At 60.2% G+C, this 21984-nt stretch carries 19 protein-coding genes; 7 read left to right on the plus strand and 12 right to left on the minus strand.

All coding sequences use genetic code 11. The features are described 5' to 3' along the window. Positions 1 to 33: 33 nt before the first annotated feature. Genes P0D70_RS02760 through aepX form a run of 3 tightly spaced genes read right to left on the minus strand, consistent with a single transcriptional unit; the run spans position 34 to position 4061 of the window. Positions 34 to 1101 carry a 2-aminoethylphosphonate aminotransferase gene (locus tag P0D70_RS02760; protein ID WP_091802901.1) on the minus strand — a complete coding sequence of 356 codons (1068 nt, stop codon included), beginning with the start codon at positions 1099 to 1101 and terminating at the stop codon, positions 34 to 36. Between the two features lie 15 nt (positions 1102 to 1116). Continuing rightward, positions 1117 to 2280 (minus strand): phosphonopyruvate decarboxylase, encoded by a 1164-nt coding sequence (gene aepY, locus P0D70_RS02765; RefSeq protein ID WP_408182306.1) that lies wholly within the window; start codon positions 2278 to 2280, stop codon positions 1117 to 1119. Further along, complete coding sequence (gene aepX, locus P0D70_RS02770; protein ID WP_408182308.1) at positions 2277 to 4061, minus strand: phosphoenolpyruvate mutase; 1785 nt, start codon at positions 4059 to 4061, stop codon at positions 2277 to 2279. Before aepX ends, aepY begins: the two co-directional genes overlap by 4 nt. Positions 4062 to 4664: 603 nt before the next feature. On the opposite strand from aepX, the gene P0D70_RS02775 reads away from it, so the two are divergent. Both P0D70_RS02775 and P0D70_RS02780 read left to right on the plus strand, forming a co-directional pair. Further along, the gene (locus P0D70_RS02775) at positions 4665 to 6206 is read left to right on the plus strand and encodes a methyl-accepting chemotaxis protein (protein ID WP_091802911.1); all 1542 of its coding nucleotides are present in this window, start codon (positions 4665 to 4667) and stop codon (positions 6204 to 6206) included. Between the two features lie 387 nt (positions 6207 to 6593). Further along, the gene (locus P0D70_RS02780) at positions 6594 to 8360 is read left to right on the plus strand and encodes a peptidoglycan D,D-transpeptidase FtsI family protein (RefSeq protein ID WP_408182311.1); all 1767 of its coding nucleotides are present in this window, start codon (positions 6594 to 6596) and stop codon (positions 8358 to 8360) included. Positions 8361 to 8697: 337 nt separating this feature from the next. Here P0D70_RS02780 and P0D70_RS02785 read toward each other — a convergent pair whose 3' ends face one another. Beyond that, a complete protein-coding gene (locus P0D70_RS02785) occupies positions 8698 to 9813 on the minus strand; it encodes a GGDEF domain-containing protein (RefSeq protein WP_408182314.1) in 1116 nt (371 codons plus the stop codon). 256 nt (positions 9814 to 10069) lie between these two features. Here P0D70_RS02785 and P0D70_RS02790 point away from each other — a divergent pair, with 256 nt between their 5' ends. Next, positions 10070 to 10327 (plus strand): DUF2866 domain-containing protein, encoded by a 258-nt coding sequence (locus P0D70_RS02790; RefSeq protein ID WP_091802919.1) that lies wholly within the window; start codon positions 10070 to 10072, stop codon positions 10325 to 10327. 39 nt (positions 10328 to 10366) lie between these two features. Here P0D70_RS02790 and P0D70_RS02795 read toward each other — a convergent pair whose 3' ends face one another. Beyond that, complete coding sequence (locus P0D70_RS02795) at positions 10367 to 11005, minus strand: 2-hydroxychromene-2-carboxylate isomerase (protein WP_408182316.1); 639 nt, start codon at positions 11003 to 11005, stop codon at positions 10367 to 10369. A 325-nt stretch (positions 11006 to 11330) separates the two neighbouring features. On the opposite strand from P0D70_RS02795, the gene P0D70_RS02800 reads away from it, so the two are divergent. After that, the gene (locus P0D70_RS02800; RefSeq protein ID WP_408182318.1) at positions 11331 to 11699 is read left to right on the plus strand and encodes a hypothetical protein; all 369 of its coding nucleotides are present in this window, start codon (positions 11331 to 11333) and stop codon (positions 11697 to 11699) included. Between the two features lie 57 nt (positions 11700 to 11756). Here the strand turns inward: P0D70_RS02800 and P0D70_RS02805 are convergent, their stop codons facing one another. Beyond that, positions 11757 to 12383, minus strand: coding sequence for a LysE family translocator (locus P0D70_RS02805; protein WP_408182320.1), 627 nt, complete (start codon positions 12381 to 12383; stop codon positions 11757 to 11759). A 186-nt stretch (positions 12384 to 12569) separates the two neighbouring features. Between P0D70_RS02805 and P0D70_RS02810 the strand changes: the two genes are divergently transcribed. The 3 genes from P0D70_RS02810 to P0D70_RS02820 all read left to right on the plus strand — a co-directional run bounded on the left by P0D70_RS02810 (position 12570) and on the right by P0D70_RS02820 (position 15151). Then, positions 12570 to 13211, plus strand: coding sequence for an IMPACT family protein (locus tag P0D70_RS02810; protein WP_408182387.1), 642 nt, complete (start codon positions 12570 to 12572; stop codon positions 13209 to 13211). A 663-nt stretch (positions 13212 to 13874) separates the two neighbouring features. Next, entirely contained in the window at positions 13875 to 14414 is a 540-nt protein-coding gene (locus tag P0D70_RS02815; RefSeq protein WP_408182389.1) for a hypothetical protein, read from the plus strand. Between the two features lie 116 nt (positions 14415 to 14530). Next, on the plus strand, positions 14531 to 15151 hold the full coding sequence (locus P0D70_RS02820) for a LysE family translocator (RefSeq protein WP_408182322.1): 621 nt from the start codon (positions 14531 to 14533) through the stop codon (positions 15149 to 15151). An 83-nt stretch (positions 15152 to 15234) separates the two neighbouring features. Here the strand turns inward: P0D70_RS02820 and P0D70_RS02825 are convergent, their stop codons facing one another. From P0D70_RS02825 to P0D70_RS02850, 6 genes are all read right to left on the minus strand, one after another. Further along, the gene (locus P0D70_RS02825) at positions 15235 to 16017 is read right to left on the minus strand and encodes a heparin lyase I family protein (protein ID WP_408182324.1); all 783 of its coding nucleotides are present in this window, start codon (positions 16015 to 16017) and stop codon (positions 15235 to 15237) included. 62 nt (positions 16018 to 16079) lie between these two features. Then, positions 16080 to 16844 (minus strand): WecB/TagA/CpsF family glycosyltransferase, encoded by a 765-nt coding sequence (locus P0D70_RS02830; protein WP_408182326.1) that lies wholly within the window; start codon positions 16842 to 16844, stop codon positions 16080 to 16082. Positions 16845 to 17066: 222 nt separating this feature from the next. Then, positions 17067 to 18170: a glycosyltransferase family 4 protein gene (locus tag P0D70_RS02835; protein ID WP_408182328.1), complete on the minus strand. Its 1104-nt coding sequence runs from the start codon at positions 18168 to 18170 to the stop codon at positions 17067 to 17069. Between the two features lie 81 nt (positions 18171 to 18251). Then, positions 18252 to 19505: a VpsF family polysaccharide biosynthesis protein gene (locus tag P0D70_RS02840; protein WP_408182391.1), complete on the minus strand. Its 1254-nt coding sequence runs from the start codon at positions 19503 to 19505 to the stop codon at positions 18252 to 18254. Beyond that, complete coding sequence (locus tag P0D70_RS02845) at positions 19505 to 20581, minus strand: glycosyltransferase (protein WP_408182331.1); 1077 nt, start codon at positions 20579 to 20581, stop codon at positions 19505 to 19507. Before P0D70_RS02845 ends, P0D70_RS02840 begins: the two co-directional genes overlap by 1 nt. Continuing rightward, entirely contained in the window at positions 20578 to 21978 is a 1401-nt protein-coding gene (locus tag P0D70_RS02850; RefSeq protein WP_408182333.1) for a lipopolysaccharide biosynthesis protein, read from the minus strand. The genes P0D70_RS02845 and P0D70_RS02850 overlap by 4 nt, the downstream gene beginning before the upstream one ends. Between the last annotated feature and the right edge of the window lie 6 nt (positions 21979 to 21984).

The following is a 21984-nucleotide window of genomic DNA, read 5'->3' on the forward strand; positions in this document are numbered from 1 at the left end:
CCGCGTTGCGCGGCCAGCCACCGGAAGCGCGAATCAACGCGTCAGTTCGCTAAAGCCTTGCAACAGACGGTCGATGTCGGCGGCGTGAATGTTGCCCATCGTCGAGATGCGGAACAGCTCCGCCGACAAACCGCCCTGCCCCGCGTAGATGACGAAGCCGCGCGCCTTGAGCGCGTCGTGCAGTTGCGGATAAGCGACGCCGGCCGGCAGACGGTACGCGCGCAGCACCACCGACGATTGCTCCGGCGGCAACACGCTGCCGATGCCGCGCTCGGCAAGCCCCGCGCGCGCCTGTTCGGCGAGCGCCGCGTAGCGCGCATGACGTGCGCGCCAGCCGCCTTCGTCGGCGAGTTCGCGCAGCGCTTCGACAAGCGCGTAGTACGCATGCACGGAAGGCGTGAACGGCGTGTTGCGCTGATCCTGCAAACGCGCAAGACGTCCGAGATCGAGGTAGTACGTGCGGCTCGCCGCCTCTCCGAGCGCCGCGCGGCGCACCAGCACGAACGACGCGCCCGGCACGCCATGCAGGCACTTGTTCGCCGTGGCCGCCACCGCGTCGAGACTCGTGTCGGTGAAATCGATCGATTCCGCGCCGAAGCTGCTGACGCCGTCCACCAGTAAACGCAGCCCCCGTTCGCGGCACAACGCGCCGAGCGCGGCCAGATCGTTCAGGCGGCCCGTCGTGGTTTCGTGATGGATCACGGCGACGTGCGTGAACGCCTTGTCCGCGTCGAGGCGTTCGGCGATCTTCGCGAGGTCGGGCGCCTGCATCCAGTCGTGCTTCAGCGATTCATGCGCGATCCCGTACTGCGTGGCGATCTGCGAAATACGCTCGCCGTACACGCCGTTTTCCACCACGAGCAGCTTGCCGTTCTGCGGCACCAGCGCCGCGGTCATGCTTTCGACCGCCGCCGTGCCTGAGCCAGTCATCAGGACCGCTTGCCATTCGCCGGCATCGAGGCCGTACAGATCGACCAGACGCGTGCGGGCCTCTTCCTGCAAATCGAAAAACTCGCTTTCGCGATGGCACAGATCCGTCTGCAACAGGCTGTTGCGAACGCGTTCGGTGAGCGTCACCGGACCGGGATTGAGTAGCAGCATGGGCGCTCCTTGACTTCAAGCGGCGCCGATGTGGCGCATGAGACGCGTCTTCACATCCGGCGGAGTAATGGTGGGACGCGGCAGCCCGTCGGGCGTGCCGCGGCGAATGGCCAGACGCACGAAACGCGGACCGTCGAGCGGCGCCGCTTCGAACAGGTCGTCGATCACGGCCGCGTCGTCGCTTTCGAGCGCCGATGCGTAACCGCACGCCGCGGCGACGCCCGCAAACGAAACCTGCGACGATACCGTCGCCTGACCGCCCGTGGAGTCATGCGCGCCGTTATCGAGCAGCACGTGCGTGAGATTCGACGGCCCGTATGCGCCGAGGGTCGCGAACGCGCCCATGCGCATGAGCGCGGCGCCGTCGCCGTCGAGCGCGACCACATGCAGATCGGGACGCGCGAGCGCGAGACCCAGCGCGAACGGCGTCACGCAACCCATCGAGCCGACCATGTACAACTGGTTCGGACGGTCGTCGATCGCGTACAGTTCGCGCCCGCAAAATCCGGTCGAGGCGAGCACCACCGTCGATTCGAGCGGCGTGTGCGCGATCACCTTTTTCAAAGCATCGTGACGCGAAGCGAGGTCACTCGCCGCGAGATTCGCGAACCGCGACTGCGGCGCAACGGGCACGCGGCGCTCGCTCGCGCCGCTGTCCTTCAACTCGTACGGCGCCACGCTGCCTTTTTGCATCACCAACGCATACGGCCGGCCGGTTTCATCCATATGCGCGATGGCGCGATCGAGAGCCGGGCCGATTGCGTCGGCTTCGGTCGGGAATGTTTCCCAGGGAATCTCCATCGTGTCGAGCATGGCCGGTGTGATCGGACCCATCAAGGCGTGCTGCGGTTCGTCGGCGACACCGGGCTGGCCGCGCCACGTGACGATCAGCAATTGCGGCAGACGGAAGGTCCACGTGAGCGACGTCAACGGGCTCACGGCGTTGCCGAGTCCGGAGTTTTGCATCATGGTGATGCCGCGCCGGCCGTTGCGCGCGCCGAGCGTGACACCCGCAATCAGGGCGACGGCGTCGCCCTCGTTGGCCGCCGATACGTAATGCAGCGACTCGTCCTGCAACACGTAGTTGATGAACGGCGTCAGATACGAACACGGTACGCCCGCATACCAGTCGAAGCCGCGCTCGCGCGCCGCCTCGACGAACTGTGCCGCCTCGATCATTGCGCCGCTCCCCTCGCTGCGCCCGTTGCTGCGCTGCTTGCCGCATGATTTTCCGCACTATGCGCCGCGCTGTTCGCCGCGCTGTTCGCCGAGCCACCGACCGCGGCCGCGAACGGCGCTTGTGCATGCGCGAAGTCGCCCGCACGACGGAAGTCCTCGAGATCGTTCACGCCGCGCCAGTGGCCGTGCACGTATTGCACTTCGATCGATTCGCCCGCTTCGATCAGCGCGTTCAGCAACGCGGGCATATCGAGCGACGCGAAATCCGGCCGCGCCTGCAACTGGCGCATGACCGCCTGCAAACGCTCACGGCCTTCGCCGCGCACGTTCAGCAGTCCGACCCAGCGGCCATGCGGCGTTTGCGACGCGATCGACGAAGCAGCGTCCTGCCCGCTCGACACGTGACGCAGCACGACCTTGTTGCCGAACAGGCCGCGATCGTCTGCCGCCGAGCACCATGCGAAATCCCGCACGCTGGCGTTTTCCGCGTCGGTCAGCGACGAATCGACCACCACGCTGAAGGCCGCGTCGCTCTCCACCAGATCGCGCAGGATATAGCTGCGGAACAGCAGATCGCCATACGAGACGACCGTGTCGCCGGCCAGTTTGTCGACCGCGCAGGCGAGCGACGCGAGCTCGCCGGATTGCGCGTGCTGTTCATTCACGACGAGCTTGATACCGGCCGTGTCGATCGCGTCGGCGCGATAACCGCCGACCACGGTGATGTCGTTCACACCCTGCTTCTTGAAGGCATCGACGAGCCAGCGCAGCAGCGGCTTGCCGGCGATCGGCAGCATGACTTTCGGACGGTCTTCGGTAACGGCTTCGAGACCCTTGCCGCGGCTTGCCGCGAGCACGACCGCGGAGCCGGCCGCGCGGCCGCTCGACAGGTAGCGGTCTTCGGCTTCCGAGTATTCGTCGGCATCTTGCAGACGGAAGATTTCGTTGACGGCGGCGATGCTGTCTTCGACGTTGACGAGCGTTTCGTTCGCGTGAATTTCCTTGGCGACCGCCTGCATGGCCGAGGTCGCCGCGCGAATCAGATGGTTCGCCCAGATCACCGTGCTGATGCCGGCTTCGCGGAACACTTCGGTCGGCGTGCTGTAGTACTTGGTCGGCACGATCACGAGCGGACCACGGCCCGCCCACTCGCGCGCGAATTCGAGAATTTCGTCGGGACGCGAGAGCTTGCTGTGAATCAGGATCGCATCCGCGCCGGCCTGCCGGTAGGCTTCCGCGCGACGCAGCGCCTCGTCCATGCCCCAGCCGGCGATCAACGCTTCCACGCGCGCAACGATCGAAAAGTTTTCATCGGACTGCGAGTCCTTACCGGCTTTGATCTTGCCGCAGAATTCGTCCATATCGGCGAGCGGCTGCGCTTCGCCGTTAATGAAGCTGTTGGTCTTGGGGAATTGCTTGTCTTCGATACACACGCCGGCAATGCCGCGCTGTTCGAGCTTGCGCACGAGTCGGCGCACGTTGTTGAAGTTGCCGTAGCCGGTGTCGCCGTCGAGCAGGATCGGCAGGTCGCTCGCGTCGGCCATGAATTCGAGGGTGTCGACGACTTGCGTCCAGCTTGCTTCGTTGTTGTCGCGCACGCCGTATTGCGCGGAGATCGCGAGGCCCGAGCCCCAGATCGCCTTGAAACCGGCTTCGCGGACGATCCGCGCGGACAGGCCGTTATGGGCCTCCATCATGAATTCGAGTTCGTTGCTGACGAGCATCTGGCGCAGGCGCGCACTACGGGAAGCGGAGACGAAAGCAGGTTCGCGGGCATTCATTTTTTTGTACTCCTGGTGGCGGGCTTATTGGTGCTCTTCTTTTGCCCGACTGGCGACTGGAAAATGGCGACTATAGCGGAATTTTTATTTATTCGTCTTTTCCACGACTGCGGTTTTCTCCATTTGCGGATAAGTGGAAAAATGTGTCGTTTTTTGCAACCGAGGTAATGCACCGTTTGCTTGTATTTTATTGGCGTTTTGTGGAATCATGACGCAACCGCTTGCCAGGATGCAGACAGGCAATGCGCCGGGTCGTTTTTGTCGATAACCCATTGTGGCGATCTTGAGACTTCCGATATTCCGCTTTTATTTACCGAACGCCTTAACTATTAATATCGACTCAATAAATCCGCATTTTTATTTGGCAATACAGGGAAAGCCCGATTGAATCAGTAAAATAAACGGACCACTGCGAATCGCTGCATAAAAATGCCATCCAGCCTGTAAAGACTCTTTTTAGTCAGACAAATAAGGATGCCTGACAGCGGGTTTCCCCTGCCCTGCGCAGTCGCTGCCGCCGCGCCGTAAACACAGTCAGCGACAAGCCACTCGCCGCTAGCGAACCCCAACCTGACCGACCACTGTGCGAAAGCAAAAACCGCTATGACTTTGAACAAGAAACTGGCGTCGATGATCGCCGTCCTCTGGATCGGCCTGATCCTGATCGGCGGCTTCGGCGCATGGCAAAACCGCGCCTCGATGATTTCGGACCGTCGCGATCAGTTGCAAGCGCTGATCGACCAGGCCAACCATATCGTCGGCCGCTACTACACACTCGCACAACAGCACACCCTCAGCGAAGACGAAGCCAGAAAGCAGGCGCTCGCCACACTGGCGGCCATGCGCTACGGCAAGGACGGCTACATCTCCGTCAACGATTCGCAGCCGGTCATGCTGATGCATCCGTTCAAGCCGGAAATGGTCGGCAAGAACCTCGGGCAGTTCGTCGATCCGGCGGGCAACCATCTGTTTACCGATATCGTCACCGCGGGCAATCGCGAGGGCGGCGGCTTCGTCGACTATCTGTGGGCCAAGCCCGGCAACGATAAGCCGGTGGCCAAAACCAGCTACTCGCTGCACTTCGTCCCGTGGGACTGGTATATCGTCACCGGCATGTATATGGACGACGTACAGAGCGCGTTCTATGCCAATCTGCTGCGCTGGCTCGTGATCACCGTCACGCTCGGCGCGATCGCCACCGCTGTCATGCTGCTGGTGCTGCGCAGCATTCGCCGCTCGCTCGGCGGCGATCTCGAAGCCGCCGTGGAGCACGCGCAGCTGATGGCGCGCGGCAACCTCGCCACGCGCGTGCCGGTCCAGCCGGACAGCGCCGGCAGCCTGCTGCACGCGCTCCAGACGATGCAGGCCGGTCTCGTCGAGACCGTGTCGCGCGTGCGCCTCGGCACGGAAAACATCAATATCGGCGCGACCGAAATTGCCGCCGGCAACACGGATCTCTCGCAGCGCACCGAAGAACAGGCCGCCGCGCTCGTCGAAACCGCGTCGAGCATGGACCAGATGACGGTCAACGTGAAGCAGAACGCGGACAGCGCGCAGCAGGCCGCGCACCTCGCCGGCCAGGCCGCGGACGTCGCCACGCGCGGCAGCCGCGTGGTCGACGACGTGGTGCGCACAATGGGCGAAATCACCACCAGCTCGCGGCAGATCGGCGACATTATCGGCGTGATCGACGGCATCGCTTTCCAGACCAACATTCTTGCGCTCAACGCGGCCGTGGAAGCGGCTCGTGCGGGCGAACAGGGACGCGGCTTCGCGGTGGTCGCAGCCGAAGTGCGCAGCCTCGCGCAACGTTCGGCCACGGCGGCAAAGGAAATCAAGGCCTTGATCGAGACCTCGACCGATACGGTCGAAGCCGGCGCATCACTGGTCGCCAACGCCGGTTCGACGATGGGCGAGATCGTGCAGTCGGTGCGTCGCGTGAACGAGATTCTCGAAGAGATCAGCAACGCCTCGCGCGAACAGAGCGCGGGCATCGAGCAGGTCAATCGTGCAGTGGGCGAAATGGACCAGGTCACGCAACAGAATGCGGCGCTGGTCGAACAGGCCGCGGCTGCCGCGCATTCGCTGAAGGATCAGGTGGGGGTGCTGCGCGAAGCGATTTCGAGCTTCTCGCTGCCGGCCTGAGCATTGTCGGACCACCCGGGAACGACAAAAGCAGGCACATAAAAAAGAAGGCGCTCAACAGGCAGGGAGCGCCTCTTTAACACGCCGCGTCGGAGTCGACGCATTAATCGAACGAAACAGCCGCGCGGATTTTCAAGTCCGCGCGGCTTTTTTTATGCCCCTGCCCCTGCCCGTTTGCGGCACTCCGCACGCGGCCCTCGGCGGCGGCGCCCTCCGCGACATCGTACCCAACGAATATCAGCTTGCATGAACCTCGCATACAGATTACGTTCTTATTACAATTGGAGCGACATCGGTTGCCGGGGCGATTGCGCCAGCCACCCAAAGTATTCATTGCCGCCGATCCACGCGGCACAAGTTAATCGAGCTGTTCGATATCCGCACCCAATGATCCACAAGAAGAAATCCCAGTCTCACGATCCCTACGCGCCCGTCGCGAAGAACCAGTTGCTGGCCGCGCGCCTGCCCATGTGGCGTTCGAAATTCATCGTCCTGCTGGTGTTCGGCGCGTTTGCCTCGCTGGCGGGGCGCGCGTTCTGGGTGCAGGTGGTGAACCAGGACTTCTACGTCGATCAGGGCCAGAAACGCTACCAGCGTACCCTCGAACTCGACGCGACACGCGGGCGGATCGTCGATCGCAACGGCTCGATGCTCGCCGTCAGCCTCGCGACCTATGAAATCTGGGCCTCGCCCAAACTGATCGACGAAGCAGCGGTCGCGCCGCTCTCCAGGTTGCTCGATCTGCCACTCGCGGAGCTGCGCAGGCGTCTGAACGGCGACAAGACCTTCGTTCTGCTCAAGCGGCAGGTGGATGCCGAGACCGCCGGGCATCTGTCCAAACTGGGCCTCGCCGGCATCACGCAGATCGCGGATTCGAAGCGGTTTTACCCCGAAGGCGAATCGGCGGCGCACGTAGTCGGTTTCACGGATGTCGAGGACAACGGCCAGGAAGGCGTCGAGCTCGCCGCCAACGAGCAACTGCTCGGCGTGCCCGGCCAGCGTGAAGTGATCCGCGACCGTCTGGGCCGCGTGGTGTCCGAGACCCGGCCGCTCGTGCCCGCGCAGAACGGCGACACCATCCACCTCACGATCGACCGGCGGATTCAGCAGCTCGCTTACGCGCAGTTGAAGGAAGCGATTGCCAAACATCACGCCGAGGCGGGCAGCGTGGTGGTGCTCGATGCGCGCAATGGCGAAATTCTGGCGCTCGCCAATTATCCGAGCTTCGATCCGAACGACCGCGCCCGCCTGACTGGCCGTCAATTGCGCAATCGCGCGGTGGTCGACACCTTCGAGCCCGGCTCGACGATCAAGCCGGTGGTCGTCGCGCTGTCGATCGACGCGGGCAAGGTGCGGCCGCAGAGCATCATCGATACCGCGCCGGGCTGGTACAAGATCGGGCCGGCCGTGATCCACGACACCTCGAATCACGGCGCGATGACGGTCGCCGAAGCGGTGCAGAAGTCGAGCAACATCGCGCTCGCCAAGCTCGCGCTCAATCTGCCGGCCGAGACGATCTGGACCAAGTATCAGGAATACGGGCTCGGCCTGCGCCCCGAGCTGACCTTTCCGGGCGTGGCGTCGGGCAAGGTGCGTCCGTATAAACGCTGGCGTCCGATCGAACAGGCGACCATGGCGTATGGCTATGGGCTCTCCACCTCGCTGCTGCAGATCGCGCAGGTCTACACGGCCTATGCGGGCGACGGCACGATGCATCACGTGAGTCTGTTGCGTAATGGACCGGGGGCGGGAGCGGAAGCCGGCGCCGCGCAGTCCACGGACAAAAAAGGTCACACGGTCACGACGCCGGCGACCGCGCGCGCCATCCGCTCGATGCTGGAAATGGCGACCGGCGTGGGGGGCACAGGCCGCGCGGCGACGGTGGAAGGCTACCGGGTCGGCGGCAAGACCGGCACGGCGCGCAAACAGGTCGGCGCGAGCTACGCGAAAAACCGCTACCGCGCGCTGTTCGTCGGCATGGCGCCGATGAGCGATCCACGGCTGATCGTCGCGGTCATGATCGACGACCCGGCGGGCAAGGCGTTCTATGGCGGCACGGTGGCCGGTCCGGTATTCAGCGGCGTGACGGGCGGAGCGTTGCAATTGCTCGGCGTGCCGCCGGATGCGCCGGTGGGTGTGAACGGCGTTAGCTGAATGGCCTGAGGTAGACCGTATGAATTGAGTGGCGTTAGCTGAATGGCGTGAGGTAGACGGGGTGAATTGGGCGGTATTAGCTGAATGGCCTGAGGTAGACCGTATGAATTGAGCGGCGTGAGTTGAGCGGTGAGGTCAACGGCGTGATCCGCTCGTAGCGCGGCAGGGGCCCAGGAAACGCAGTCCTCGCGCGAAGCTCGCATCGCGCCCCATCCCTTCGCACGGACGGCAAGCCCTGCGGCGCGATCAGGCATAAGCAATGATGGGCCGAAGCGGCGCGCAATCTCTGCAGAATGCGCCGGCGAATCAGCCGCACAATCGCCGCCGGATGCGCCAACTAATCAGCCGCGCAATCTCCATCCGCATTCACCAGCGCTTCGATGCGATTACGGCCGTTGCGCTTGGCCTGGTACATCGCGCGATCCGCTTCCTCAATGATCACGCTGCCCAACGTGGCCGCCTCGGCCTGCGTACCGCTGACCATCCGCGCCGCCACGCCGATCGACACCGTCAAGGCAATGCGTTCACCGTGATCGTCCTGCAAAGCCAGCCTCTCGACCGCCAGCCGTACACGCTCGGCAACGGTGAGCGCATCGGCCCGGTCACCTTGCAGCAGGGCGGCAAATTCTTCACCGCCATATCGTGCCACGGTATCGCCGAGGCGCACCTGCTGCCGCACACAAGCCGCCACCGCTGCCAGCGCGCGGTCGCCGGCCTGATGACCGTAGGTATCGTTGATCCGCTTGAAGCTGTCGATATCGATGAACAGGCACGCCACCGGCATGCGATAGCGAACGGCGCGCATGACTTCCTCACGCAGCCGCTCGTCGAAGTAGCGGCGATTGGCGAGGCCCGTCAACGAATCGGTCATGCCCAGTTGCTTGAGCCGCTCGCGATGCGCGACATTGTCGAGGCTCGCCGTCACGATGCTCGCGAAGCGCTCAAGAATGTCGGTGGCCATGCCTTGACCGAAACGCGCAGGATCGTCGCTGCCGAGCCAGAGATAGCCGCTGACGGTGTCGCCCGCGGCAAGCGGCAGCAGGATCGCACTGGCCGGCGCTTCGGCGTCGCCGAAGAAAGCGCGCCGCACCGTGTCGTCCAGTTCGCGCAACGTGCCGAGCCACGGCCGGCCATCGTCGCATAGACCTCGAGCGGCAAAACCGCCCTCGCGCGACGTTCGCAGGTTGGGCCGGTCGAGCGCCTGCAAGGCGGCCGGTTCGAGCAGTTCGCGCAGCATCGGCGCGCGGTCGTCGAGCCAGAGCGTCACGCCCGTCAGCGAGAACTCCCGCGGCAAAAGACTGATTAGCGTATCGACAAAGGACGGGAAGTCTTGCGCCCCGATCAAACGCAACTCCACGGTCTGGAAGCGGCGCAGCGTGCGCTCATTGTGCTGCACGGTATCGACGAGCGAGCGAAGGCGCTCGGAAAGCGGCGTTTGGGCGAGATTCGTCACGTTATGAGGTGCGAGCCCGAAGGCGAAGCGGGGTCGGCAGCCCCAACCGCTCTAATAACGGCCGATTTCACGAGGTCTTGAGGGTACGCGCCGACTACGCTTTTTCGCGATCTTAAGTCTCGCTTAATTCTTTGCTGTAACCATGAGGCACAACATCCCCTGTTGAAGCCGCCAGAACATCGGCGGCGCTTTTTCTCAAGGGTGTCGACGACGCGCGATAAGACGGGCTGCAGGCCCGCGAAGAAGGAGTCAAACCATGGATGAAAACACGGTATTCGAGCATCTGCGCGCCATGCCCGGCAACGAATGGGTCCACCAGATTCATTCGTGCAAGGTCTCGGACCCGCTGCAGCATCCTTGGGGACGTTCTTACCGGCTCGTCGAATGGACCATGAAGCACACGCCCGAATCATGTCGCCGGGTGGTGCCCGCCGAGAGCACTCCGCTTGAAATTGCTCAAGCTGTCGTCTCGCACGTTCCGGGCCGGCGCTTCTGCCAGCACGGTGACGAATAGCACGCGTCAGCGTCGCTCACACGTCGCGCATGCATTGCGCTAGCCACGCGCGGCAATCGACTCGCAGTACTCCAATGCATCATCCAGCCGGTCGTTGCCCCAGAACATTTCATCGCCGATAAAAAACGTCGGGGCGCCGAAAATGCCGCGTGCCGCGGCCGCCGAGGTCTGCTCACGCAGGCGCAGTTTGTTCGCGTCGCTTTGCGCTTCGGTGATGATCTGCCGGGCCGGCAATCCCAGTTCCTCGAGCGCCTCGCTCACCACCTCCAACGAGCCGATATCGCGGTCATGCGCGAAGTTCAGTTGCATGATCTGGCGACAGTACGCCGCGATCCATTCGCGCTCCGCGCCGAGCAGCGCCACGCGCATGGCGAGGAGCGCCGCACGTGGAAACGTGCTGGGGCGCTTCAGCGGGATGCCATATTTGCGGCATTGCCGTTCCATGTCCTTCCATACGTACGCGCCCTTCTCCTTCTGCAGCACGAACGGTGAATTGTCGAAACCGAGGTCGCGGAAAACAGGCCCCAGCAAGAATGGGCGCCAGCCGATTCGCAAGCCCCTTGCCGCGGCCAGAGCCTCGATGCGCATCACGCTGAGGTAGCTGTAGTTACTGCCGAAGTCGAACCAGAACTCGATTTCCGGTGCGCGCGTGATCGCGCGAGATGCGACATCGCTCATGTTTACCTCTCCGATCGTATGCAGACGCATGGCGCCCACCCGCGCCCCACGTCTTGCAAAGCTTAACAGTCGCCCGGCGCGCTTATCCCTATGATGGCCCTACAACCCGCCACGTCAGATGGTCATACACCATGCGCTATCCCTACGACATTCTTACTGCCACGTGTCTTTTCATCATCGTGGTCTCCACGTCCATCATGCTCGCGCTGTGTTGAACACTTGAGCCGCCTCGCGCGAAGGAAGTGAACCTGCGAACGCGCTCCACGTGCGTTCGTAAAAAGACGGGATATACTGTACATATATACAGTACTTTTTCGTCTGAGCAATGCGTCTTCCACCCTTCGATCCGCCCACGCTCGCCGAACTGCGCGCCTGGTGGCGCACGCGCGACGAAGAGGCCGTTCAGCGGCTCATCCTCGAAATCCAGCGGCAGCGGCTTACGCTGCTGGAGCTGCGCAACCTGATCGACTGCGGCGTCCAGCAAGCCCGCGCAGCGGACCGCGCGCTGGTAGAACGCGGCGAACCGTTGATGACACTGCGCATCAGGATCGCTCAGGAAGTGCTGCGTGTCGGCGATATCGACGACACGCGGCAGATGAGCCGCGCCGCACAGGAAAGACTTGCGGTTCGTACCGAAGGTCAGATGGAATACGCGCGCGAAGGCCGTCTCAGGCGACAGCGCCGCAATATCTAGTCAGCGCGCGGTGCCCACTCTCCTGTCGTGACGGCGCGAAACAAGCGCGCGGATCGTTCAACGCGTTTGTGTCGCCACGCGCAGGCCAAGCGAAATGAACAGCACGCCGATGATCTTGTTCTGCCAGCGCGTCAACCAGGTCAGGCGCCTGACGAGTTTGCCCAGCGGACGAATGGTCAATACGATCAGCGTCGTATAAAGCGCACTCATGCCGACAAAGATTAGCCCGAGCGTGGTGAATTGCAGAAACGTGGAGCCGTGTTCGGGATGAACGAACTGCGGCAGGAACGCGAGAAAAAACAGCGCCGTCTTGGGATTCAGCACTTCGGCGGGAATGGCCTGAAAGAACGCTTTCGAGGCCGACACCGGCGCCACCGCCGGCATATGCGCACTCGCCTGCTTCTCGCGCAATGCACGAATGCCCAGATAGACGAGGTAGGCCGCGCCGACGAACTTCACCGCGTTGAACGCGAGCGCGGAGGTCATCAGCAGCGCCGAGAGGCCGACCGATGCACCCAGCGCATGAATGAAATCACCCACCGCGATACCGAGGCCGGTGAGAATGCCGGCCTTGCGACCGCCATGCACGGTGCGCGTCAAAACCAGCAGCACGGCAGGACCCGGAATCAGAAAGAGCCCGAGTACGACGGCAACGAAAGTCCCCAACGTGGATAGGTCAAGCATGCTGTCTCCTTGATGACGCGCTGATTGTCGCGGACGACCGCGTGGCGTTCAGCGAAAGATTGTAGACGAATGCGTGCAATTCGATTGATGCGCGGCGCGGAGGCGGCAGACCACGGCGACAATGACCGTGCTCTACGCGCGAATGCATGGCAGGCCGAATCCGTCCGCAGCCGCCGATCCGTTACCATGGCGGGCACGGCGCCGCGTGCGGCCCGCATTTTTTCATCCACCGAAGTCTTTGCCTTGCCCACTTATACCTTGCCCGCGGCGCTGAGCGCGGAACTCGAGATTCGCAAGAGTCGATTTATTGCGTATGCGATACCGGTCGCCGACCGCGACGCCGCGATGGCCGAGTTGCGGCGTCTGCGCGACGAGCATCCCGCCGCGACGCACGTCTGCTGGGCGTTGCTGGCAGGCGGCCAGTCCGGCATGTCCGACGACGGCGAGCCCTCCGGCACCGCCGGCCGGCCGATTCTGGAAGTCTTGCGGCATCACGATCTCGACGGCGTGCTGGCCGCCGTCGTGCGCTACTACGGCGGCGTGAAGCTCGGGGCCGGCGGGCTCGTGCGCGCGTACACCGATGCGATTGCTTCGGCTTTACTGGATGCGCCGCGCGTCGAGCGGATCGCGCAGGTTTCGCTGACCGTCGAAGTCAGCTACGCCGACGAGGCGAAAGTGCGCCGATGGATCGACGCCGAAGGCTATACGCTTGCGGACAGCGCTTACGCGATGCTCGTGAAGATGACAATCCGTCTGCCCATCACCGCGGTGGATGACGCTCAGCGAGCGTTGGTGGATATGACGCAGGGGAAAGCCGGGTTCTTCTGACGGCTCGGCGTGACACGCCCTCTGTTGCGTGCGTGTTCGCCAGCAGTCGGTATAGAAGATCGCGTCGTCAAGGCTCAAGACTTCGCCCGGCTGAAATGCGAACGGGTTGATCTGATAGTAGTCGACGCGTTCACCCATTTGTTTTGTAATACTTAGCAATATTGAACCCACGCGTTAAGTACGGGTACGCATCAACCGAACCGCGAATCGACAATGGGCGTGCGCGCCGCAATCTCTGCACTATCGCAAGCTCAAGCGTCGCCATCAGCGATTACGAGCATGCCATGTGCGGGACTGACGCGAAGGGTTGTCACACGCGACTGTTATTGTCGTGAGATAACGATTACCGCATCGATCTGACCGGACCCAGGACGCGCGCGTAACAGTTATCCTCTATTGACACGGTGTTTATCACAGCGCCTGCTGGTTATGATGAGCACGCCCGCTTGAAACCAGCGTGAATCCGGGTCACGATGTCATTAAGAGATGTACGGGGCCGGGCCGCTGTTACCATGTCGTTTATTCCCCGGAATGACTCAATTTAAAAGGGTAACTCCTCTGACTTCGACCGCCGCTTTTTCCAGCACAGCGCCTGAGTCGCCGCGCCGGAGCGCGTCTGCGCCGCCATCGCTCAGTCACACGCACTCCCCCTTGACGACGACCGTGCTCAAAGGTTGCGGCACGATCGCGCTGCCGTTGATGCTGTCCGCCTGCTCCTGGTCGTGGTTTGGCCTGAATAGCACGCCGCGCGCGGCGGCGCATCCAACCGGCTGGCTCAGCGTCGCCCCTGCCCGTGACTTCCCCTACATGCCAGCCCGCAATGGAGAGGTCTCGCCGAACCGAATCGAAAACACGGCAATGACGGGCGTCGTGCTCAAAGACGATATCAATGAAACCGTGCGCGACGGCATTGTGAACCGCCTGAAAATCGCCGGTTTTCATCTCGACGCAGGCAAACGGGTTCTCAGCGGCAGCATCGAGAAATTCTCAGTGGACGACACGCGGTCGCCGGCGTTCTGGACGCTCAAGATGCGCTATGTGGTGACCGATGCCACGACCCAGAAGGTGGTGTTTTCCACCACCAAGACGGTCAAGCAAAAATCGCCCAAGTTCACCAGCAACACCATCGCAATCGAAGACACGGTCAGGCTGAACGTCGACGCGTTGATTGGCGATCCGGGGTTTGTCAAAGCGGTGAATTGAGGGCGCCGGCAGCGTGAGCTGGAACGGGTTTCGCTACAATAGGCCAGAGGGTATCGCGCGGGCTGCCGTTGCGCCGTGCGATGGATCTCCAACGTCCGTTCACCGTGCGAGCCGTCATGTCCATTACCGCCTGGCTGTTTTTTCTACCCGCCTGTTTCGCGATCAATCTGGCGCCCGGCCCCAATAATCTGCTGTCGATCAATGTGGCGGCGCGTCATGGCTTCATGACCGCGTTCGTCGGCGGCACGGGCCGCCTCGTCGCTTTCGCCTTGATGCTCGTGCTTGCCGCAACGGGGCTTGCGGTTGTGTTACACGCTTCGGAGTGGTTCTTTCTGGCCATCAAACTGGCCGGCGCTGCTTATCTGATCTGGCTCGCCATCCAGCTGTGGCGCAGCGACGCGCCAACCATCGACACGACGCAACAGGACGATGCATCCCTTGCACGGGTCGCGCGGCGGGAGTTCCTCGTGGCCGCCGGGAACCCGAAAGCCATTCTGGTGTTCACCGCGTTTTTGCCGCAGTTCGTCGATATCGCCAAGCCCATGCTGCCGCAGTTCGCGGTGCTGGGCATCAGTTTTCTGGTGCTGGAATGGTTTGCTATCGCGTTGTATTCGTGGGCGGGGATGTATCTCGGGAAATGGTTGGTCCGTGCGACGGTGCGGCGATGGTTCAATCGGTGTTGTGGGGGTTTTCTGGCGGCGATTGGGGTGGGGTTTTTGATGGTGAGGAGGGGGTGAGGGTATTCCAGGCGCGGTGCCAGGCTTTCGCATCCCTCGCTCCTTCACTTCACACGAACACGCGAACGTCGATTGTCACGACATCACTGCTGACCAATTGTCACCGGCCCGAATAGCAAAGTGAGTTCATCGAGGCTCTGGAACGGTGACAGCAAATAAATTCCCATCTTCAGATAGGCGTCGTTATCGCCCGTATATGCGTTCGGTACGCCTTGGGTCGCAAAGACAGCAACGCCGTCCTTCCACAACTGCGTTGACGCATGGGCGCCGTTTGAATCGGGAACATAACGCAGAGCCCAGTTGACCCATTTCCCACGATCCTGCGTTGCACAGCAGATTTGCTTACTATAAGCCCCGTGACTCCCACCGCGAACTGAAACAACATACGTGCTGCCATTCAGGTCCAATTCCATTGCTGGAGACCCGGCCGAAGGCCCCTGGTGAATCTGTGTGATCACCATTAGAAGGTTAGGATCGAACAAATAGCTCGGCGGTATATAGGTACTCCACTGCACCAGATAGTCCTTTCCTTGGACAAACTTCAAGTCGCCCTTGAATACCATTTCAGCTCGGGGCGAACCATTTGCCACTTGCGAGTAATTCTGGTCACTGCGGATGTACACCTTAACGGCCTTCCGTCCTTGCACGACAGGATCGTCAACGATCGTCACGTTATCCGCGGATGGGCTTTGAATGCCGTATAACAAATCGAGCCCGTTTTGCCAGTTCCAACGATTGACCGTCGTAAACGTGCTGGCTAATGCTGAAGTCGACGGGTCCGTCCATCGCATCGAGAATTCCTGAGCATGCGTCGGTCCGCTACAAGCAAAGACAGAGGCCCACAGAAATGGCTTCAGACGTTTCATTAGACTCCTTGGTACGTGAAAAGCTTCGTCGAGGGGCGAGCCTCGCGTTGGGCTATGCAATGCTATTTAACGTGTCCTCCGGCCGTGCGATTGAGAACCAAAGCCAGCCTCGTCTTTAGCAACATCAACGTGAAGAGCGCGTTCGTTACAAAGTAGCGCTTCCACATCCGTCGCGGTTCCTGCGCAACGCGAAAGGCCCATTCGAGCCCGCTGCATTGCATCCAGCGTGGCGCACGGCGCACCCTTCCAGCCACGACGTCGAACGTTCCACCCACGCCCATGACGAAATCGACACCCAGATAGCCCTTCCATCGATCTATAAAATTCTCCTTCTTCGGCGATGTGATTGCGACGAAGAGCAACCTTGCCCCTGATTGACGGATCATCTCAACTACACGTTTTTCATCGTCCCAGAAATAGCCGTGGTGATAACCGGCGATCCGCAGCCCAGGATACCGCTCCGACACGACAACCGCAGTCCGTGCCACCACCGCTTCGGTCGCGCCGAGCAGAAACACCGATAGATCCTTTCGTGCCGCCATTTCCAGCAACCGTTCGAATAGATCGACTCCCGCTACACGTTCCGGTACAGGAACTCCTAACAATCGTGCCCCCCAAACGACGCCCATTCCATCAATATTAATGAGGTCGCATGCGCGAACAGAGGCGGCCAGTTCAGCATCCCTCTGCATGTGGACAAGTTTTGCCACATTGACGACGACATGTTGAGTGAACTGTCCTCGCTCGAGCCGGGAGCAGATCAATTCGACCGCCTCATCCATCGTGCCCACATCCATCGGGCAAGAAAATAGCTCAATACGTTTCATAACGAGTTCCCGATCCTTTTCGTCCGTGCGACTCAGTTGGGCGCATGCATGGAACAGCGCCGCTTAGGCTCGTTGTAGACGCCCCTGTCGGCTCGGGATTCAATACCTTTCTAATGAAATCAGAAGTCATTCATTTAATCGCCACAGAACGTAAAGACGATCGACAGACAAACGCTTTTATCGCACAACAATTCTTCGCACGGGTGGTGCTGGCCCGCATGGTCATTGCATCGCTTTCTCGTAGACCGAATCCAGACGGCTTGCCATACGTTGAATTGTGAATTGGCCAAGAAAACGCCGTCTTGCCGATGCACCAAGGCGCTGACGCATGGCGCCATCGCTCAGAAGATACGAAATAGCGTCGCGCAAACATTCGACTTCACCTGGCTCGACAAGCAACCCTTCTTGTCCTTGTCTAACCGCATCGATCACACCTGGAATCCGGCAGGACACCACAGCGATACCGAACGCCATGGCTTCGAGAATCGCAACGGAGAATCCCTCGCTCCTTGAGGGAAGCACAAATATGTCTGTATTTCTCAACAAACGACTCTTCTCGTCGCCGTCAACCCATCCTAGATAAGTTACACGTTCGTTGAGCCCAGATCGACCCACCCAATCGCGGAAGACTCCCTCATCTCCGGAACCGCCCACGACCAGCTTATATGCCGGAGTGGTCGGTGGCAGCAACGCTAGTGCCTCCAGCAGCGTGAAAATCCCTTTAGCCTCGCACAGTTTTCCGAGGAAAGTTATCGTGATTGCGGGCGACGATGCTGGGAGATTCGAGCTTTCGACCAGTGGATCATCGATGCCGTTGTAGACAAGTTGGCATTTGTCTGCCATCGCCAGCTTCATTGCAATGAACTGCTCTCGTGCGTGCGTCGACAGACAAATGACTGACGTGGCATCTCTCAGCACCAAGCGGACAATGACGCGGGCAGGCCAAGGTAACCCTTTGTAATACGCTGCGAAAGCGCCGTTGTGAATATGCATTACATATTTTTTTCTCAGCACGATGCATGTAAGTGCAAAAATCGCCTTCCTCAACAACGACCCTCTCGTTGCAGAGTGGATATGAACAAGATTTACTCTGCCACGTAACGACAGTAAGATCAGCCGACACCATGCCGCGATAAAGGTCAAAATTCCACTGCGACCAGCGTCCGCGCAGCTAGCGATGAAAATCAAACGGTATCCCAGTTGTTCAAATCCACGTTGATACGATGCATAGCTCGCGAGAACCGATGCAATTCCGCCTTGGGCAGACATGCTTGGGCCAAGCTGTATGATCGAGCGTTGCGTACTTCGATTCGACAAATCTTTCATTTGGAACTTCACCGTTTACTCGGGATGGGGGCGTCATAATGAGCATTGCCCCATCAAGGCCTGCGATTGAAAACAGAAGAATTACACACTGGTAGGGTGCTTTATCGACTGATATGCGGGCCGCTCATCAGGATGTCGAGGCAAGAGGAATTGGCCCCGGACACACCACAGTCCGACCATCAGAAGATACAGAGCCGAAGTCTTGGTCGCCAATGAGTTGTTCGTCAGTGCTGTGCACGTAAACACAAATAGAACGGCCAGCAGGTGGCGCCGACCTGCGGAGGAGACTTCCGAAAAGAACGCTTTACATGTTCGATACACGAAATAGAACATGACTGCGGCCATAATTCCACCAAACATGAGAACGTAGTCCACGGCGAAATTCTCGACCACTCCCACTTTTTCCTGTTCCATCAAACGGGAAATTTCGTTTGGATCAATGCCAGCCAGAAGCCGCGACCAGTCCAGGTGATTCAGGACATCGATCGACTGTACGCGCACCTGGGAGCTATCGTCATAAGCACCAACCTGCATAATCCGGTCTCCCACCACTCCAGAGAAGAGCAGCCAAGCCAGACTAACGACGCACAGTGCGCCACCCGCTATCAGTACGATGACTCGCTGCGCTGACCTCAATCCAAAACGGACGAAGGTAATGGTATTGACAAGCAGATACGCTGCCAGCGCGCCGCGACCGCCAAACGCCACGAGCGCACAGACCGTCAGAAAGAAAATCGAAACGGACACCCACCGCCGCACACATGCCTGCGTAGCGGTCGCCACTGTTACCAGAATAAGCGCGTTATTCAACGGATGTCCGTGTAGGGCGGTCGCGCGAAAGTACTGTCCATACCAGGTATCGATCGGTATAAGGTTGACGTGCGCTATAACTTCGATCAGGGCCAAAAGACATTCGGTAAGCAGAAATAGCATGCAGGCTATGGACAACTGCCTAGTAATACCGGCCTGCAAAAAAGGGAAAATGGCCGTCACGAGAAATGCCGCAAAAATCGTGTCAACGGCGAATCCCAATGCCTGCCCGCTGCCTGTCGCCGCCTTCAGCATCAGAATGAGAAACGTGACCGCGGCTCCCACTATTGCCGTACGAAACTGCCTGACGGCCCAGCAACCCTTGAATGATCGCGACCCACATGCCACCAAAACCAACGCAATAGTCGTGAGAATCGTATAAGGGTGAAGTTTTAGGCCGCCTCCCGACGAATCAGTCGAGTAGTTCAGGCCCAAACTATTTAGCGTAGAACCACTCAAAAAAAGGGCGCACATTACTGCGAGCATGGCGAAACGTGTAGCCAACGCGGACCGTTCAATCGTCATCACGCAAGCCCCATCACTTTCGCGTATTGGGCACCGATCAAGTCAAGGGAGAAGTCCTGCGCTCGCCCAATTTGCCTGCAGGGATCGCTCGCCGCCTCCAGAGCATTCGTCATTGCTTCCGCTATCGCATTCACATCCTCGACCGGAACGAGCGTCCCATATGTTCCGTTGGCGAGAATCTCTGCCGGCCCTGGGCAGTCTGTTGACACAATCTTCAGCCCAAAAGACATCGCCTCGACCAACACATTTCCAAACCCCTCCGCGCGCGAAGTCAGAACAAAAAGGTCGGCACGACGATACTCGTCTGCAATGGCTCGCGTGAACCCCGGCAAGGTCACTTTGTCCGTCAGGCCGAGCCGCGCAATCTGTGCTTCCAATTCATTCCGCGTTGGACCTTCCCCGACGATCACCAGTCGCGCGCGCGGCAGTTTCAGACTGACTGCGGCGAATGCGTCGATCAGCACGTCAAATCCCTTCTCGTGAACCAGTCGTCCAACGGCCAGCACCGTAAGAGAAGATGTCGAGCAACGCCTAAGCATCCCGACGGCGTCCTGGATATAGCAAGGGTTGTGAATGACAACGACTTTGCCGGCGCCGACGCTACCCAGTCGCCGGCGCAAATCATTTGCGATTCCGCTCGATACTGCGACGATCACATCGCTGCGCGCATACAACCGCGTCAGCAAACCAAACTTGATTCGCTCCTTAATCCCGACTGGGCGGAAATTCTCATATGACTGATGCTCGCTAACAAGCAGTCGGACGCAACCCGTCCGCCCCACATTCGCGAGCAGCGAGATCAGGTTCGCATACGGTAGAAGCGAGATGACCGCGTGAACTTCGGCGTTCTTCAGCAACGACCTGAACTCAGCGACACGTCGAAAATGCCCGTGGTGTCGAGCTACAATGACTTCAACACCTGCCGGCAGGTCGTATGCGATCCCATCGTCATGCACGAAGAAACCGACCGATTTTTTTTGCTCAACGAAGAAGCGCGCCACCTCGACGGCCACACGTTCCGCCCCTCCGCCCTTCAACGAGGGTATATGAAACAACACGTCGTACCGGCCTTTCAAGTCCGCCTCCATCCAGATGAACGGATCGCGCCGACGTTCGCCAAGTACATTCCGGTCACAAACACCAGGACAGCTCCTGTCGCTGATACGATCGCCGCGAACTTGGGATCGGCTGCAATATGCGTTCCGAAGCGGGTCAGCAATTCGCCGGCCAAACCGGAGACGACAGATACAGCAGCGAGCGCCCCGACACCGCCCGACAGGTGTCTCAAGTTGACGAACGAGCGCGCAAAAATTGCACTCGCAAGCAGAGACAAGGCGTTCGCCACAAACAATCCGCAGAGCAATCCCTCAACGCCACCCAGCCTCGCGCCTGTGTAGAGCGCGACCACGGCGACAACAAGCGTGGCGATATTAATTGCCATCAACATGCGCGTCCGCGAAAACAGGTGATATGCCTGATCAAAAAAGTGTGCCCGGAATGCCCCAACGATTGCGATAAGAAGGAGAGGCAACACATAGGGCTCGGCAGCATTTCCGATCGCTACTCCGAGTAGCACCGGCAGCAGCGCGACACGTGCGCAATACATCACTGTGCCGATCGCAAAAACGCCTGACAACATCAGTAGCCCAGTCTGTGCGTGCAAGCGTCTGTATTCATGCTCCGGGCGAGTTTCCTTTTCCCGAAGCAGCCATGGATAGACAGGCGTCACCACCAACAGGCAGGCCGCGGAGACCATATTCGTAATCAACGCCGTTGCCGCCGCATAGGCACCGACGACGGAGGCCGGAGCGAACAATGCGAGGATGGGACGATCGAGCCTTGTCAATGCGGTGACTGAAACAAAAACGGGAACCAGGGGCAGTCCGTATCGCAGCATCGTACGAAAATGTTCGCGGCTGAATTTCCCTCCCCTCACGGTCGCCGCTTCTCGCCATACACATACGATGCCCGACAGTGCAAATACAGCCGCCGACACGATTAGCACGGAAGTAATAGATTGGGTCGATCGATAGGCAATCACACCTGCGACTGAACTACCGACGGTTAGAAGCAGCGCTCCGGCCGCATAGCGCAGGCTGGCTCCTGATGCCCGAGCAATTTCCTGGGCGTATAGCGCCGCGCTCTTCGCAATTCCCATTACGATTACAGTAGGCCACTCGATTGTTGAAACCTTGCCGCTGGCTATCTGGAAAACACCAGACACGAGGACCACCGCACAAGCCAAGGCAAGCCAAGTCAAATGGTAAGTAGTCAAATACGATGCAATGCCTGCCCTTTCACTCTCAGCCCAGAACCTCACAATGGCAAGTCTGTGCCACTGGAACAGCACGGCCTGCAATGCTTCGACCAGAGCAAGATCGACCGCAAGACGCCCATAATCGGTTGGGCCGAGCATATGGGCGTACATCACGAGCGAGAGTACGCTGCCGACCAGCGAGGTGGCGTAACCCACGACTAA

The sequence above is a fragment of the Paraburkholderia sp. RL17-381-BIF-C genome (genome assembly GCF_046026435.1).
GTDB lineage: Bacteria > Pseudomonadota > Gammaproteobacteria > Burkholderiales > Burkholderiaceae > Paraburkholderia.

What these genes read in the sequence shown, in the direction of transcription:
- P0D70_RS02760 (WP_091802901.1), bottom strand. Translation starts at nt 1,101, where the DNA reads ATGCTGCTACTCAATCCCGGTCCGGTGACGCTCACCGAACGCGTTCGC.
- aepY (WP_408182306.1), bottom strand. Translation starts at nt 2,280, where the DNA reads ATGATCGAGGCGGCACAGTTCGTCGAGGCGGCGCGCGAGCGCGGCTTC.
- aepX (WP_408182308.1), bottom strand. Translation starts at nt 4,061, where the DNA reads ATGAATGCCCGCGAACCTGCTTTCGTCTCCGCTTCCCGTAGTGCGCGC.
- P0D70_RS02775 (WP_091802911.1), top strand. Translation starts at nt 4,665, where the DNA reads ATGACTTTGAACAAGAAACTGGCGTCGATGATCGCCGTCCTCTGGATC.
- P0D70_RS02780 (WP_408182311.1), top strand. Translation starts at nt 6,594, where the DNA reads ATGATCCACAAGAAGAAATCCCAGTCTCACGATCCCTACGCGCCCGTC.
- P0D70_RS02790 (WP_091802919.1), top strand. Translation starts at nt 10,070, where the DNA reads ATGGATGAAAACACGGTATTCGAGCATCTGCGCGCCATGCCCGGCAAC.
- P0D70_RS02795 (WP_408182316.1), bottom strand. Translation starts at nt 11,005, where the DNA reads ATGAGCGATGTCGCATCTCGCGCGATCACGCGCGCACCGGAAATCGAG.
- P0D70_RS02800 (WP_408182318.1), top strand. Translation starts at nt 11,331, where the DNA reads ATGCGTCTTCCACCCTTCGATCCGCCCACGCTCGCCGAACTGCGCGCC.
- P0D70_RS02805 (WP_408182320.1), bottom strand. Translation starts at nt 12,383, where the DNA reads ATGCTTGACCTATCCACGTTGGGGACTTTCGTTGCCGTCGTACTCGGG.
- P0D70_RS02810 (WP_408182387.1), top strand. Translation starts at nt 12,570, where the DNA reads ATGGCGGGCACGGCGCCGCGTGCGGCCCGCATTTTTTCATCCACCGAA.
- P0D70_RS02820 (WP_408182322.1), top strand. Translation starts at nt 14,531, where the DNA reads ATGTCCATTACCGCCTGGCTGTTTTTTCTACCCGCCTGTTTCGCGATC.
- P0D70_RS02825 (WP_408182324.1), bottom strand. Translation starts at nt 16,017, where the DNA reads ATGAAACGTCTGAAGCCATTTCTGTGGGCCTCTGTCTTTGCTTGTAGC.
- P0D70_RS02830 (WP_408182326.1), bottom strand. Translation starts at nt 16,844, where the DNA reads ATGAAACGTATTGAGCTATTTTCTTGCCCGATGGATGTGGGCACGATG.
- P0D70_RS02835 (WP_408182328.1), bottom strand. Translation starts at nt 18,170, where the DNA reads ATGAAAGATTTGTCGAATCGAAGTACGCAACGCTCGATCATACAGCTT.
- P0D70_RS02840 (WP_408182391.1), bottom strand. Translation starts at nt 19,505, where the DNA reads ATGACGATTGAACGGTCCGCGTTGGCTACACGTTTCGCCATGCTCGCA.